At 63.8% G+C, this 14,632-nt stretch carries 12 protein-coding genes; 5 read left to right on the top strand and 7 right to left on the bottom strand.

All coding sequences use genetic code 11. The annotated features are described in order from the left end of the window. Window positions 1-69: 69 nt before the first annotated feature. Together F2P46_RS03945 and F2P46_RS03940 are read left to right on the top strand one after the other, a co-directional pair. Entirely contained in the window at window positions 70-1,257 is a 1,188-nt protein-coding gene (locus tag F2P46_RS03945; protein WP_166885441.1) for a diguanylate cyclase, read from the top strand. 120 nt (window positions 1,258-1,377) lie between these two features. Then, complete coding sequence (locus F2P46_RS03940) at window positions 1,378-1,794, top strand: hypothetical protein (RefSeq protein ID WP_166885439.1); 417 nt, start codon at window positions 1,378-1,380, stop codon at window positions 1,792-1,794. Window positions 1,795-1,831: 37 nt separating this feature from the next. Here F2P46_RS03940 and F2P46_RS03935 read toward each other — a convergent pair whose 3' ends face one another. Next, window positions 1,832-2,317 carry a phage regulatory CII family protein gene (locus F2P46_RS03935; RefSeq protein ID WP_166885437.1) on the bottom strand — a complete coding sequence of 162 codons (486 nt, stop codon included), beginning with the start codon at window positions 2,315-2,317 and terminating at the stop codon, window positions 1,832-1,834. Window positions 2,318-2,401: 84 nt separating this feature from the next. Between F2P46_RS03935 and F2P46_RS36980 the strand changes: the two genes are divergently transcribed. Genes F2P46_RS36980 through F2P46_RS03915 form a run of 3 tightly spaced genes read left to right on the top strand, consistent with a single transcriptional unit; the run spans window position 2,402 to window position 5,018 of the window. Continuing rightward, complete coding sequence (locus F2P46_RS36980) at window positions 2,402-3,418, top strand: hypothetical protein (protein ID WP_208296496.1); 1,017 nt, start codon at window positions 2,402-2,404, stop codon at window positions 3,416-3,418. 1 nt (window position 3,419) lies between these two features. Next, entirely contained in the window at window positions 3,420-4,208 is a 789-nt protein-coding gene (locus tag F2P46_RS03920; RefSeq protein ID WP_166885432.1) for a DUF2491 family protein, read from the top strand. A gap of 45 nt (window positions 4,209-4,253) precedes the next feature. Further along, on the top strand, window positions 4,254-5,018 hold the full coding sequence (locus F2P46_RS03915; protein ID WP_166885430.1) for a hypothetical protein: 765 nt from the start codon (window positions 4,254-4,256) through the stop codon (window positions 5,016-5,018). Window positions 5,019-5,230: 212 nt separating this feature from the next. Here F2P46_RS03915 and F2P46_RS03910 read toward each other — a convergent pair whose 3' ends face one another. From F2P46_RS03910 to F2P46_RS03885, 6 genes are all read right to left on the bottom strand, one after another. Beyond that, a complete protein-coding gene (locus F2P46_RS03910) occupies window positions 5,231-6,283 on the bottom strand; it encodes a phospholipase A (RefSeq protein ID WP_166885428.1) in 1,053 nt (350 codons plus the stop codon). A 93-nt stretch (window positions 6,284-6,376) separates the two neighbouring features. Continuing rightward, entirely contained in the window at window positions 6,377-7,171 is a 795-nt protein-coding gene (locus F2P46_RS38520; RefSeq protein WP_166885426.1) for an HNH endonuclease signature motif containing protein, read from the bottom strand. A 103-nt stretch (window positions 7,172-7,274) separates the two neighbouring features. Beyond that, entirely contained in the window at window positions 7,275-9,062 is a 1,788-nt protein-coding gene (locus F2P46_RS03900) for a hypothetical protein (protein ID WP_166885424.1), read from the bottom strand. A 66-nt stretch (window positions 9,063-9,128) separates the two neighbouring features. Further along, window positions 9,129-11,951, bottom strand: coding sequence for an Hsp70 family protein (locus F2P46_RS03895; protein WP_166885422.1), 2,823 nt, complete (start codon window positions 11,949-11,951; stop codon window positions 9,129-9,131). 8 nt (window positions 11,952-11,959) lie between these two features. Then, a complete protein-coding gene (locus tag F2P46_RS03890; RefSeq protein WP_166885420.1) occupies window positions 11,960-13,813 on the bottom strand; it encodes an Hsp70 family protein in 1,854 nt (617 codons plus the stop codon). Continuing rightward, window positions 13,810-14,418, bottom strand: coding sequence for a DUF2760 domain-containing protein (locus F2P46_RS03885; RefSeq protein ID WP_166885418.1), 609 nt, complete (start codon window positions 14,416-14,418; stop codon window positions 13,810-13,812). The genes F2P46_RS03890 and F2P46_RS03885 overlap by 4 nt, the downstream gene beginning before the upstream one ends. Window positions 14,419-14,632: the final 214 nt, after the last annotated feature.

Below are 14,632 nucleotides of genomic sequence, written 5' to 3'. Positions count from 1 at the left end.
ATGCGCTGTGTGCGCCCTGGCACGCGTATGATTGGCTGGCCCGTCCCCAACTCATCTTGCGCGCCGCCAATGCTGAAAATCGATCCTGAATTACTGAATAACGCCAGCCCGTCGCCGCACCGGCGCGCCCTGGAACAGGGATATCGCTGGTTGCGTTTCGAAGACGGGCTGGAACAGCAATTCCACGACTTCTATATACAGGGACACGTGGCGCGCGTGCGCCTGGCCGCGTATGTGTGCATTGCCCTGTTTATCATGTTCGTGATTCTCGACCTGGCCACGCTGCCCGCGTTTGTGTCGATCCGCACGGTCAGCATCCGGATCGCGCTGATAATTCCGAGCTTTGTTGTGGTGCTGCTGGCCAGCTATCGCGCCGCCTGGCGACCGTATCTTGGAACGGCAGTGTTTTCGGCAGCGCTGGTCACGGGACTGAGCACCGTCGCGGTCATCGGCAGCGCGCTCGATACCGGCTACCAGATCCCCTACGAAGGCATCTTGCTGGTGGCGTTGTTCATCTACCTGATCGCCTGCCTCGAATGGCGCCGCGCGCTGTTGGCCAATATGGTGACCTTGTGCGCCTTCGTCATCATGGAATTCACGCTGCAAACCGATCCACGCGCGCGCCTGTACCAGATCGTCTTCATGTGCGCGGCCAATGGGGTGGGTGCGTACGGTGCCTACTTCCTCGAACACAGCATCCGTACCACCTTCCTGGTCAATACCCTGCTGCACGAACTGGCGGCGCTCGATGGCCTGACCGGATTATCCAACCGGCGCACCCTGAATATCCACCTCGAGCGCGTCTGGCGCCAGGCCCTGCGCGACCGGCAAACGGTGGCGATTGCCATGATCGATATCGATTATTTCAAGCGTTATAACGACCGCTATGGGCACGCCCGTGGCGACGCGGCCCTGAAAGCGGTGGCCGATGTTATCGCCGTCCAGGCGCGCCGCCCGCTCGACCTGACCGCGCGCTATGGCGGCGAAGAATTCGCCGTCATCTGGTATAACCCGATCCCCGGCGAATTGCAGGCCATGGGCGAGGTGCTCACGGCGGCGGTGGCGGCGCTGCGGATCGAGCATTCCGACAGCGACCTCGGCAGCCTGAGCGTCAGTATCGGCGTGACCATCGGCCTGCCGTGCGCCGGCGACGATGCCGCAGCCCTGCTGCGCGCGGCCGACCAGGCGCTGTACCAGGCCAAGCACCAGGGCCGCAACCAGGTCGTGGTCAGCGAGCCGGTGGCGGCGTTGGTGTAGCGAAGAAAAGACACAAGCCATCCGGCAATTGCCTGTTTATCCGTCTCTTGACCGGATATGTTTACCGAAATTACTTTTTGTTATAGTGTCGGCATTATTTCAACAGCGGGAGATGTGGACATGAACGGAGCAGGCGGAACCAGCGGTGGCACGGGCCAGTTTTTTCTCGGCCTGATCATGATGTGCGGCGGCTTCTATTTACTGCTTAACGGGATCGTGGTCAGTTCCGACTTCGGCTTCGGTTCGCGCATGTTTGGCTTCGGCTCGCGCTTCGGCGTCAGCGGCGGCATGGTCATGATTCCGATGATTATCGGGATCGGCATGGTGTTCTACAATTCCAAGAATTACCTTGGCTGGCTGATTGCCCTGTGTTCGTTCGCGGCGCTGGTATTCGGCGTGATTTCGTCGGTCAGCATGAGCCTGCGCACCATGTCGGCCTTCGAACTGATTTGCATCCTGGTGCTGGCGATCGGCGGACTCGGTCTGTTCCTGCGTTCGCTCAAGCCGTCGGAACCGACGCCACCACGCTCGCAATAAGCTGCGGGCCATGCGCTTGATGGCGCATGGCCCGCAGTCAGCCGGCGCCGGTACGCATGCGCAAGCGCGCGCGCCAGGCGCCCAGGGCCGATAAGGCAGAGTGAAATTCGCGCTCGATCAGGTCCGCTTCGGCGCTGGTGACCACACCATCCATCAGCGCCTCCGAGACCGCTTCGGCTACGGCCCCGACTTCGCTCATGACCCGGCACACCGTCTGCGACAGATCGTCGCGGCCGACCAGTTCCGGCTGCGGCACGATGAAGGCGGCCATGCCGTGCCGGTTCAGCAAGGCATGCAGCGGCATCATCGCTTCCTGCACCCCGGCTTTGTGGCAATGCTCGACGATGATGGAAACTTCCTCGAACGAGGGGTAATGTGATGAAATGGTGGGCGAGAGCTTATTGCGCAGCACATTGGCGGAAATGCCGATGTCCTTGGCCAGCATCTCCAGGCCGCCGGGATAGCGGCGCGCCACGCTGTAGAGCGCGTCGTGCTGGTTCATGTCCAGATATTTACGAGTCATGGTAAATCTTGCCTTTTTTAACCGGTGCATTGGCAGACGATGTGCTGTTATGCTTCTTTCAACCTTCAACCCGGCCTAATAAAAATGAAGTCAACTCAGATTATGTTGCTGCTGGCTCTGCTGCTACCCGCCGCAACCACGCTCACGGCCGCAGCGAAGCCGTCGTCAAGTTCGAGTTCGCGGTCGAGCTCAAGCTCGTACAAGAGTGGATTTTCCTCCCAAAAATCCAGTCCTACAAGTAGCAATCGGTCAACATCGTCGAACAATTCGTCGTTTGGCTCGTTCGGCAGCCGTTCGTCGTCGGCGTCGCCGCCGTCAGCGCCGCCCCAGCGGTCCGGGTCGTCCTGGGGGCAGCGCTCGCAAGAGAGCGCGCCGCCGCCACAAAAGTCGGGTTCGGCGTGGTCGCAGGGCAGCAGTGCGGATGCGGGCAGGGCGGACAAAAAGGGCGGGTCCGGCGGTTTCGGGTCCTTCGGCGGGGCGCCTGCGCGGCAGGACAGCGGCGCCCAGCCAGTGCAACAAAAGCCGGGCTCGGTGCTGTCGCAACGTTTGAACAAGGGCAACGCCGAAGCGAATGCCTTGCGCACCCTGGAGGCGCGCCGGGCGGCCGAGCAGGCGGCGAATGCGCCGCGCGATATCCGGCCGGTGCCGCCGATCCAGCCGTCCGGCGGGCAGTACGGCAATGCGAATGGCGGGCAAAATGGCGGGCAATATGGCGGCCAATACAACGGCAACCGGAATGGCCAATATAACGGCAATGCGCCGATTATCGTGCCGCAGAATAATAGTAACGGGATGGGCAGTGCGATCCTGGGTTTTTTACTGGGCCGCTCGATGTCCAGTTCGCATGCGAATGGCGGTTATCAGGGCAATACGAACAATAGCGGCATGGCCAGCGCCACGCCGGGCAGCAGCGCCAGCATCCCGGCTCCGGCAGGAACGGTCGAGGCGCCGCCGGAACGCTCGCTGGGTAAATCGCTGTTGCGTACTTTTGTGTGGCTGGTGATTCTCTCGGTACTGGGCTGGATTGCTTATCTGGGATGGAAGTTTTTAAGGCGCGGCAAAGCGCCGAGCACCGCAAACTATTCTTTTGATCGGAATTGAGATGGGCTGGAAGAACGCATTTGACTATATGCGCGGCATTGCAGGCAACCATGGCGCCGATGGCAAAGCCCGACGCGAAGATGATGGCTTGCCGCTGGGCGCGCGCATCGGCGGCATGCTCAAGCTGCAGATGTCGCCCCTGATCCGGGCGCAGGCCAACGGTTCCTTGATCGCCATGCCGCGCGACGCCGACACCTTGATCCAGGCGGTATCGAAGATCAAGCTCAATCTGGCCGGCGGACTGTATCGCTATTACCTGGCCAAGGGCGACGATGACGCCAAGGAGAAGTTTTTACAGCTGTACGCCGATGAAAAAGGCCAGGTTGCCGAGATCATGTACTGCACCCAGCTGGCACGGGTGATTCCCGAAACGGCGGAAGACCAGGACGCCTACACCGGCCGCGCCGGTTTCGGGCTGGGCGACCAGACCTACACCTTGTGGCGTGCGCAGCTCGACGATGTCGGCCTCTCCGAAGAGGAACTGGCCACGGTGTTCGGCGAGAGCGACCGCCTCGATTATGTGCGCGATGCGGGCGACCGCAACGCCAGTTTTGTCAGTCCATTCACGGGCACCGAAACCCGGATCGACGACGCCGGCGGCGAAAAGGGGCTGAAGCAGGAAATGTATTTCATGCCGTATGTGCGCGAATTGCCAGGCGGCGGCAGCGAATTTTTGCTCATTACGACGGAGATACTCTCCAGCGTGAATGGCGATAACTCAAAACGCGGTATCCATGTCGATTTCGTCATTGGCTTACCGGTGGAGCAAGAACGGGTCGTTATCCAGTAACGGTTCGGTAAAGGCAGTTTTACTTAACAACGAAAGGGATTCAAGATGAGCAATGCAAGTGGATGGGGACTGACGGCGCGTTTGATTTCGAAGCACTTCGGCGTGCTGGGCGACCGTATATCGTCAGCGATCGCCAATTTTGACCCTGAAACGGCGACCGAAGCCGACCGCGACCGCCTGGCGGACACCCTGCGCGCCACCGCGCAAGTGCTGGCATCGGCACGTTCCTCTTTCGAGAAGGAACATAAAGATGTGGTCAGCCTGCGTGAACTGATCGCCAACGACGAAAAAGCCACGGAAACGCTGGCCGAGCGTCTGGCCGCCGGCAAGATTTCGGAAGCGACCGTCACCATGTTCTGCGACGAACTCGAAGCGAACAAGAGCCGCCTGCCGCAAGAAATTCAGGAAGAAGCCGACGCCAAGGCGTACATGGACGAGCTGCAAAAGATCATCGACGCGCTGTCCAAGCAGCTCGCCGAGTTCGATGCGCAGGCCAAAAAAGCGCTGCAGCAGCTTGCAGCGGCCCAGGCGCAGAAGGATCTGCAATCGATGCGCGCCGAGCGCCAGAGCCAATTGGCTGGCCTGACCGGCATGAAAGGCAATTCGACCGCCTTGAATGCACTGACGCGCCGCGCCCAGGAAGTGAGCAACGAAGCCGAAGGCATGCGCATCGTCGCCGACATCGGCCAGAAGCCGCTCGACCAGGCTGCGGAAATCGATGCGATCCGCAAGTCGGTGCAGAACGATACCAGCGGCGAAACGGCGCTGCAACGCCTCCAGCGCCTGTCGGGCAAACCCGCCGCCGCATAACATCGCAGCATCCGCGCCCGACCGTAATATCTTTAGCCGTTAGTTTAATAGCCGTCATTCCCGCGCAGGCGGGAATCCAAGGCACCGTCGCTCAGCCAAGATTCCTTGGATTCCCGCCTGCGCGGGAATGACGGCTTCATATGGCGGTTGGGCGCACATGAAAACGGCCTCTTTCGAGGCCGTTTTTTTTTATGCTATCACCGAAGCGCGCATCAGAAATCGACGGTAAAACCGGCGCCGATCGAGCGCTGCGAATAGTTATAGTCGACCAGGCTTTGTCCGTATCCCGAAAACGCCTGCACATAGCCCTTCAGGTTGGTCGCCAGCGGATACGCAATCGCGGCCTGGATCGCGCCATGGTCGGTCGACATATTCCGGCGCGCCATGATCGAATACTCATAGCCATCCTTGCGATAACTCGCGCGCACGTCGCCGCGCGCCAGGTAATCGGTGATGTCCGGATTATCGTTGTTGGATTTGGCGTTATCCAGGCGGCGCCACAGGCGCGCGGTCAGCGCGAAATTGCCGTTGTCGACACCGACTTCGGTGTACAGGCGGTTCCAGCTGCGCGACAGGGTCGAGGTTTGGCCGTTCGACTGGTGAATCAGGCCAAAATTGACGAAGCGCAGGTTCATCCCGCCGAACGATTTATTGATCGGCACCACCGCCATTATTTCAGGCTGGTAGTTCGTTTCGCGGAACGGGCTCGATTGCGAACGGTTGTACGCCTGCCAGAAACTCTGCTGGGTGTAACCGAGCCAGATATCGACCGGCAAGCCGGCGACTTTTTCGGCGGCCTTCATTTTCAGGCTGAGCTGATAGGTCAGCTCGACGCGCTTGGTTTTCAGGCCGGCCGGGGTGAAGTCGCGGTACGGCGCATCGTTCGACGAGGTGCTGTAATTGGCCACCAGCAGGTAGTTTTCGCGGTGCGGACGCACGGCAAAGGTACCGCGGCGCGATGCATCGCTCAACTCCCACAACTGCTCCAGGCGCGAAATCGGCGTTTCCGGCGGCGCCGGGGTGTTGGAGGCCACGGCCGGGATCGGCTTGGCCGGCTCGGCGGCGACGGTGGCGTCCGGCGTTGGATTACCGGCAACGGTGTCGGCCGTGGCGGCCTTGGTCAGCGTGTCGAAACATCCCAGGCGCGCGCTCGGGTCGCCAAGCATGGAGCAGCGCAGCATTTGCTGCTCGAGCTCGCCGGCCTGGGCGACGCCGGCGGAAATGAAGAGGGTGGTCAGGAGGAGGGGCAGTCGGGCGGCGTGCATGTAGTGATGTTTCTAAAATGACAAAGGGAGGTTACTGTAGCGCAATATGAGAAAAGATGTCGCGCTGCATGTAACTATATGTGCGGAACGGCCTCAAGTGTTGTTTGACGGGTCGATATATACGGCGTTCTCAAGCAGGATCGGCTCGGGCACCTCAAGCACGAGGCGGTCGATTTTTTCGTACAGTGCCAGCCGGAATTCATCGCGGTCCAGGGAAAGATGGCAGCGCCGGTGGCAATTCGGGCACAGCGCGGCGGTGTTCGCGGTTGTATCCGAGCCGTGACTGGCGAGCGGCATGACGTGGTGCACTTCCAGGTAGGGAAAGCCGTCGGTGCCCGTGAACGGCGCCGGCAGGTCGCAGCCTTCGCAGATGCCGTCGGCGACCTTGAGCACCCAGGCCTTGACCGCAGGATCGCGCACGTAGCGCAGGCTGTGCGTCATCACCTGGGTGGGCGCGGCCGATCCGGCCGGCACGCCGCCCTTGCCTGGCTGGCGCAGCAGCGCGCTCACCTTGCGCGCCAGTTCGCGCTCGTCGGCGGTGCGCTGGTACATCGTGAGCGTGTCCAGGCCGTTCGCTTCGAGCATCTGTTCGATGCGCAACTTGACGCTGCTGCCGACGTTCCTGGCGGGACGATAGCCAGTGATATGCGGCAGGCGCAGGTCGAACAAAGTGGAGGAAATATTCTGCATGCGAAATTCGACAGCGGACTTGGTGCGCGCGCCAAGGGCCGTCTCGCGCAACTGACGGTTCACTTCCGCCTTGTTGATGGGCTCGCCAGCCAGCTCGCTGCGCAGCATCGCCACGTAAGCCCGCACCGAGGCGGCCAGTTCCTCGTCGGTCCAGTCGCTACTGGCGGTCGATGCCTCGGGCGGAGAAGAAACAGGCATCTGGACGGGTGGGCGCGATCGGTAAGGGAACGCGACCAGTGTACCAGGTGTTCAATTTCTTTTATATAAGCTTTCCGTGCTGGAAAAGTGATTCCATCGTCGCTTACTGTGCGATCCCATACCCCAGCATGCGCACCGCCTGGCGAAATTTGTCTTCCCGGCTTTGCAGTACTGCCAGATGACGCTTGCCCGCGCGCATGCACAGCGCCGCTGTGTCTTTGTGTTCGGCGATCAGGTCGGCCGTGCCCGCGTCGACGCACTCGATCAGCACACTGGTGCCGAGCACGCGCATTGCCTTGCCCTGCTTGTTGCAGGTGCGCAGGAAACCTTCCACTTGTACCGGCAGAGGTTGGCTATCGCGCGACTGCAGAAACGCTGCCAGCTGCGCCGTATCGTGGCCGCGCTCGACCGCGAGCATGGTTTTTTCGCGGTCCAGACGCCACAGGCTGGCGCTGTCGCGGCTTGCCCAGTTTTCCAGTAGAAGCACATCTTCGGCCGACAGGCTGCCATGCGTCACGCCGATCTGCAGGCTGGCGCTGACCGACAGGGTGCACGAGGCGGCCTGTGCGGGCGCGGTGTAGGATGGACTCAGGCCAAGACAATATGCGCCCAGCTCGGTCAAGCGGACATGCATCAAGCCGTCGTAACGCGACAGGAAGCTCATGCCCTGGCCACCCCATAAGTCCTGGAACCGGGGGCGCGCATCGTGCGGCGAGCGGTAAGCCAGGTCGATCATGCCCAAGGTGGCGCAGTATTCGAACAGCACGCACAGCAGATAGCGCCGCTCGAAGATATCCCACTCGTCGTCGGTATAAGCAAGGGCGCCGTAATTGGGGTCTTCCAGATAGAGCGACCACGGATCTTTGGCTACCGCCAGCGGCGCGCCTTCGGCCCGCATGAAGCGCCCCAATTCATCGACCTCGACCCAGCGTGCGGCGGGGCAGTCTTGCAAGAATTGGCCGACGATGGCGCGCCGCGCAGCGACCGGCGTCAGGCGGCCCTTGCCTTTCTGGCCCTTGATCGCGTCGACCCGGTTGAATTCGTCGAACATGGTGGAGCTCAACCATTTCCGCCAAATGCCGCGCAGCACGTCGGCCGGTGGCGCTTGCAAGGCCTTGATGCCGGCCGGGGTCAAGCCGAGTTTGCTTCCATGCAATTCCGCCAGGCCACTAGCCTGCAGCAGCAGCGGCCACGCCACAGGCTTGATCGCGCCAATCTGCTGGTCCGCATCGGCGCAGTCGGCGGTGGCGTCATAAAAATCCCCGTTGGCAAGCTTGCCTTCGATCGCACGCAAGGCGGTCACGCCCGGCATGCGCGTTTTATCGCTGACGGAAATGCGCTTTTGATCGACCATGCGCAGCATGGCGACGACCTCGTACAGGGCATCGGGCGCCGTATTGCGCTGCGTCAGCGGCGGCGCATCGCCCTCGTCATCTTGCGCTGGCTGTTCCGGTTCGGGCAAAGCGGCAAGGCTTGTCAGGAAATTTGGCGCAGGCGCCGGGCAAAAGGCCGCCACGCGCAGGCGAAGTTGCGCAGGGAGAAGGATGCTCCCGTCATGCTCGAACAGGAACAGGTTCAGCACGTTCATCGGGCCACGCTGAGAGCCGGATTTTCCAGGATGATGAAAGCGTGGGACTTGACCGTACTGGGCGGCAAAACGTTTGCCATCGAACCTGCCTTGGACGTCGTACGCCGCTTCGCGTACAGCCAGTTGCTGGCAGGGGTCGAGCATCGCCCAGACACGTGGCAAGCCAGTGTCCGACATTTCGTCGAGGAGCGCAGCGACCAGCAAGTCTTTGCGTGTCACCGCCTTGGCGTCGGAGAAATTGGCAAGCAACTGCTTGAGGATGTCTACGGTGAGACCATGCAGCGCGTCAGATAAGCTATTCATTGGTGGGCGCGAATCAACGGGAACGTAAGCATGACAAGCCTTGCGCCACGCGTCAAGCGCGGGGTATCAGTTGATCAGCTTCAAGCCAGGCGGCAGCGATTCGCCCAGAATCCAGCGCTCGGTCGCCTGGTCGAGCTGCACCACCTGCTGCACCATGGTCATCGTCGCCGGTGGGGCGTTGATCGCCAGCAGGCGCTGCACGATGCGTTCGCGCAAGGCCAGCGGCAAGTCGCGCGCACGGTCATCGGTCATGCGCGCCAGATGCACGGCGGCAAAGGCGGCCGACTCGACCTTTTTCCAGTCGAGCGCCAGGATGGCCTCGAGCCAGCCTTCCACCACCTCGGTCGGCACCACGTCGTGCGTGCTGCCATGGAAGGGCTGGCGCGCGCCGATACGGCCCAGCGCCCACAGGTAGCGGCTGGCGCTGGTGTTGTCCTTGGCCGGCACGGCTGGCGCCGCCTGTATGCGCTCGAGCAGCCAGCCGCCGATTTCGGCCTTGTAGGCGACCGGAATGCGTTCGAGCGAGGCGCCAAGGCGCAGCATGTCGTCGTCGCTACCGGCCACCACGGTGGCGCTGGCGTCGCCGCCTTCTTTATTGGTTTGCAGGTTGAAGGCGAAATCGTCGAGCAGGCGCAGCTGTTCGGTAGCGCCCAGCCCGCCCGCGACGCGGCGCCACAGGGTCCACCATTCGGCGCGCGCCTGTTTGTCGTCGGCATGGCGTACGCCGGACTCGAACAGGGTCCACAATTGCTCCAGGCGCCAGTCGTCGAGCGCATGGCCGAAGCCGGGACGCAGGCAGTAGCCGGCCAGGTTCAGCCACACGCGTTCATGCTCGGTGGACCGGTGCCGTCCGCGCGCGCGTTGCCACAGGGCGTCGAACAGCTGGCGCAGCAGGGATGTCGGCCATTGCTCGCGATCACCCAGCAGTTGCTCCAGTTGCGCGCGCAGCTGCTTGACTTCCTTCGCCGTCACCTGTTGCGCTTTCTTGCCGAAGACGCGGTCGATCTTGTCGATCGCGGCGGTCAGTTGCGGCGAGGGCGCGCCCTCCGGCTTGTCGCCCGCACCAGCGGCGTTGTCGTGGCGCAGGTCGAATTCCAGCAGCCAGCGCTGGCTGGCATCGGTCAGGTTGACGCAGTGCATTTCCAAGGTGCCGACCTCGGTCAGCGCGGTGGCCAGCTGCACGGCCGTTTCTTGCTTGTTGCCTGCGGACGTGGCGCCTTGCAGCACCGTCGCAATCGGCGGCAGGCGCACGTATTTCGGATCGTCCAGCTCGACCAGTTCGCCGGGCAAGGGCGGGGCATCGGCGCCGTCGGCGTTCGAGGTCATCACATGAAAACGCACCGGTTGCCCCAGGCGCAAGGCGAAGGTACGGTCCGCAAGCAGGATTTCACGGCCGCTTTCGCTGCCGCGCGGCAGGATGCAGATGCCGCGCTTCGGTCCTCGCTTGGCCTCGGCTTCGTCCAGCACCAGGAAGTAGCTGCGCGCCGCGCCCGCGTCGATGCGCGGCGCCTGGCCTTGCAGCGCCAGCGCATACGCCACCGCGCCACGGGCCACGGCCACATCCGGATTGTCGTTGTGCAGCAGGCGCAGGGGCGCGCCGCGCCAGTTGCCCAGGGTGTCCTGCAAGCGTTGCACCAGCGCGGCGGCGCGGAACACGCCGCCGTTGAGCAGCAGGGTATCGGGCATGGCTGTGCCGTCTTCCTGCGCCGCTTGCAAGGCACTGGCGTGTTGCTGCAAAAAGTCGGCGATGTGACGGGTGACGGCCGCATCGCGCGCGTACGGTAACCCGAACTCGACGATGCCGGCGCGCGCCTGTTGCACCCGCTCGGTGGACGCCACCAGCGGGAAAAATCCATCGACGATGACGCTGCCGACTTCCTCTTTGGTGAGCGACACCGAACGCATGCCGCCGATCATGCGCGACCCGCTGCCGAGCAAGGTCACCTGGGCCTGCCCGGGCGCATCGGCCGCCAGCAATTGTTCCTTGGCGGCGCGGCAGCGTTCCATCAGCTGCGACAGGGCGCCGGAGGAAAGGCGCGGCGGCTCCGTGCCCGCCATCTGCGCCATTTTCGCTTCCGCCACATGGGCCAGCGCCAGGTCCATATTGTCGCCGCCGAGCATGACGTGGTTGCCCACGCCGATGCGCGTCAGGTGCGGCTGGCCATCTTGCAACTCGACTTTGATAAGGCTCAGGTCGGTGGTGCCGCCGCCGACGTCGCACACCAGCACCATGCGCGTGTGCGCCAGTTCGCCTGCCAGCTCGCCGCGATGGCGGAACAGCCAGTCGTAGAACACGGCCTGCGGCTCTTCCAGCAGGCGCAGTTGGTGCAGCCCGGCCTGGCGCGCCGCGGCGAGGGTCAGCGCACGCGCGCCTTCGTCGAAGGAGGCCGGGACCGTCAGCACCAGGTCCTGCTGTTCCAGCGGACTATCGGGAAACTTGTGGTTCCACGCTGCTCGCAGGTAAGCCAGGTAGCTGGCGCTGGCCGCCACTGGCGACACCTTGGCGACGTCCGGCGCGGCGCCCCACGGCAGGGTCGGCGCCAGGCGGTCGACTGCCGTGTGCGACAGCCAGCTCTTGGCGCTGGCCACCATGCGCCCCGGCACTTGCGCACCGAGGCGGCGCGCCAGCTGGCCGAACACGACCGGCTGTGTTTCCCCGGCATCTTGCGGCCACGGCAGCCGCATATCGGCGGCTGGCAATTCGCCGTCAAGCGGGTGGTAGCGTACCGAGGGCAGCAGCGGCAGGGCGGCGACTTGCCCCGGCGCCACCAGTTGCTCGATTTCAAACAGGGTAATGGCGGCGCGCCCCTTCGGTGCATCGACAGGCGCATACGCAACCACCGTATTGGTGGTCCCGAGGTCGATGCCGACGATGTACTGGCGCGCCATGCCGTGCCCTAGGTGTTGCCGATGCTGTTGCCGCGCACGTCGAACTCCACCTTCCAGCGCTCCTCGCCCTGGACGGCTTGCGCCACCAGTTCCAGGGTGCCGGTATCGGTGGCCACGGCGGCCAGGGTCACGGCGACCACGTCGCCGGCCTGGCGGCCTTCGGCAGGCAGGGTGGCCTGGATTTCTCCGACTTCCTGCATTTCATCCGGATGCCAGAAGTCGAGCAGGTCGCCCAAGCGGTCCTGGCGCCGTACCGACGAGCCGAAGAAGCGCAAGGTGATGGCGTGCCCGACCACCAGGCCGAATTGCTGGGTCTTGAGCTGCGCTTCGATGCCTTCTTCCATGCCGAACGGGGCCACGCAGAGTAGCTGGATCGGTGGTTCGAAACCGGGCACGGCCGGCATCGACGATTCGATCGCAACGTAATAGGCGCGCGCGGTCCCGCCACGGATGCGGATGCCTTTGCCGCGACGCACATAGCCGTAGTACGCGGCGCCACGCGCCACGGCCAGGTCGAGGTCGGCGCCGGTGAGCATGCGCGCAGGCTGCGCGCCTTCGCCGGCCAGCCAGTCATTGAGGGTGGTGAGGGTGCGTTCGGCCAATACATCCGACTTGAACACGCCGCCGTTGAACAGCACGGCGGTCGGGTGCAGGAAGCTGGCGGTCTCGCTGACCGTGCCGGCAAAGCCTTCCAGCTCGGCCGTGGCGCCGGCCTGGCGTCCCAGCAGGGCGGCCAGGTGACGGGTGACGCCGGCATCCTGCGCATACGGCAGGCCCAGCTGGACCAGGCCGCCGCGCGGACGGCTGACCGGGCGCGCGGCCGCTTCCACCTGCGGGAAGAAACCTTCGAGGATGGTGGCGCGCACTTCTTCCTGGGTCAGCTCGGTGCGGATCGAACCGCCGATCAGCTTGGAGCCGCGGCTCGGCACGACGATCGGCTGGGTGGCCAGGTTCGCATCGCTGAGCAGGTTTTCCTTGGCGGCGCGGCAAGCATAGGCCAGCGCGCGCATTTGCCAGGCGTCCAGCTGGGCGCCGGTGGCGGCGACCTTGCGCGCCACCAGGTGCGCCAGCGCCAGGTCCATATTGTCGCCGCCGAGCAGGATGTGGTCGCCCACGGCGATGCGGTGCAGTTCCAGGTTGCCGTCGCGCTCGAGTACGGTGACCAGCGAAAAGTCGCTGGTGCCGCCGCCTACGTCGATGACGAGGATGATGTCGCCCGGCTTGGCATCCTTGCGCCAGCGTCCGCCGCTGTTCTGGATCCAGTTGTAGAGCGCCGCTTGCGGCTCTTCCAGCAGGGTCAGGTTGACGTAACCGGCGGCCTTGGCCGCTTCCACCGTCAGCTCGCGCGCGGCCGGGTCGAACGAGGCCGGGATGGTGACGGTGATGTCCTGCTCGTCGAACGGCGCTTCCGGATGGGCCGCGTTCCACGCGTTGCGCAGGTGCGCCAGGTAGCGGGTGGACGCTTCCAGCGGCGAGAGCTTGCTCACTTCCGGCGGTGCGTCGCTCGGCAAAATGGCCGCGCGGCGGTCCACGCCCGGGTGGCACAGCCAGCTTTTGGCGCTCGACACCAGGCGGATCGGGGTCTGGGCGCCGCGCGCGCGGGCAAATTCGCCGACGGCGTAGTCCTGGCTGCTGGTCCATGGCAGGTTCAGCGCGCCAGGCGGCAATTCATCGCCGTGCGGCATGTACAGGAAGGAGGGCAGCAGGTGGCCGTTGCCGACCGCGCCGGCATCGACCAGTTGCGGAATGTCGAGCACGCCGTGGGAAGTCTTTTCGCCATCGCTGGCGGTCAGGTCCACATAGGCCAGGGCGCAGTGGGTGGTGCCGAGATCGATGCCGATCGAGAAGTAGGCGTTGCTCACAGTTCCACCTCCGCCTGGGCCAGCACGGTGGCGTCGTGGCCGGCGGCCAGGGTGGGCAGGCGCACTTCCGCCGCGCGCCAGCCGCGATGGCTGATGCTGCCGTTAAACGGGGCCTTGCCGACCACGTTGCCGGTCAGGCGCACGGCGCGGGCGTCGAAGCCCTCGTTCAGGGTGACGCGGCTGCCTTCGGCTTCGTCGCGCACGGGGACGATGGTGAAGTGTTCGCGCAGCACTTTGGCGCAGCCCTCGTGCACCACGCGCGCGGCGGCGCCGATGTCGGCGTCCGAAAAGCCGGAGAGGTTTTCCTGGGTAAAGTCGATCAGGCGCGCATCGCGCTGGAGCAGGGACAGCAGCTGCAGGGCGGTGTCTGGCGTTGGGGCGGCTGGTTTTGGCGCTGGCGCTGGTGCGGCGGCCACCGGGGCGACTGGGACAGGAGCGGGCGTTGGCACGGGCATGCCATCACGCACCAGCTCGATGCGGCCGGCGAAGCCGCCATCCGACAGCGCGCCGAAGAAGGCGCCGAAAGCGATCGGAATACGGCGCAGGAAAGAAGGCGGGTTGTTATCGTGGGACGGGTGATTCGAATTCGGCGACGAGTCGATCATCAATTACTCCTGAGTATGCCGGCTGTATGTCGGACTGATGTGGTTGGCCGGGCTAGTGAGCCGCAGGGCCGGAACCGGGATTGTATGCTGTATAAGGCCTGAATCTGCGCAAGGCCTGAATTTATGCTGCGCGGCAGTATAAATCATTTGATGGCGCAACTGCGCGATGGCGTTCTGGGGCATGAATGCAAAAACCAGGCGCGGGGCCTGGTTT

It is taken from the genome of Massilia sp. CCM 8734 (assembly GCF_011682155.1).
Classification (GTDB): domain Bacteria; phylum Pseudomonadota; class Gammaproteobacteria; order Burkholderiales; family Burkholderiaceae_D; genus Telluria_A; species Telluria_A rubra.
This window is presented reverse-complemented; position numbering and strand designations above follow the sequence as displayed.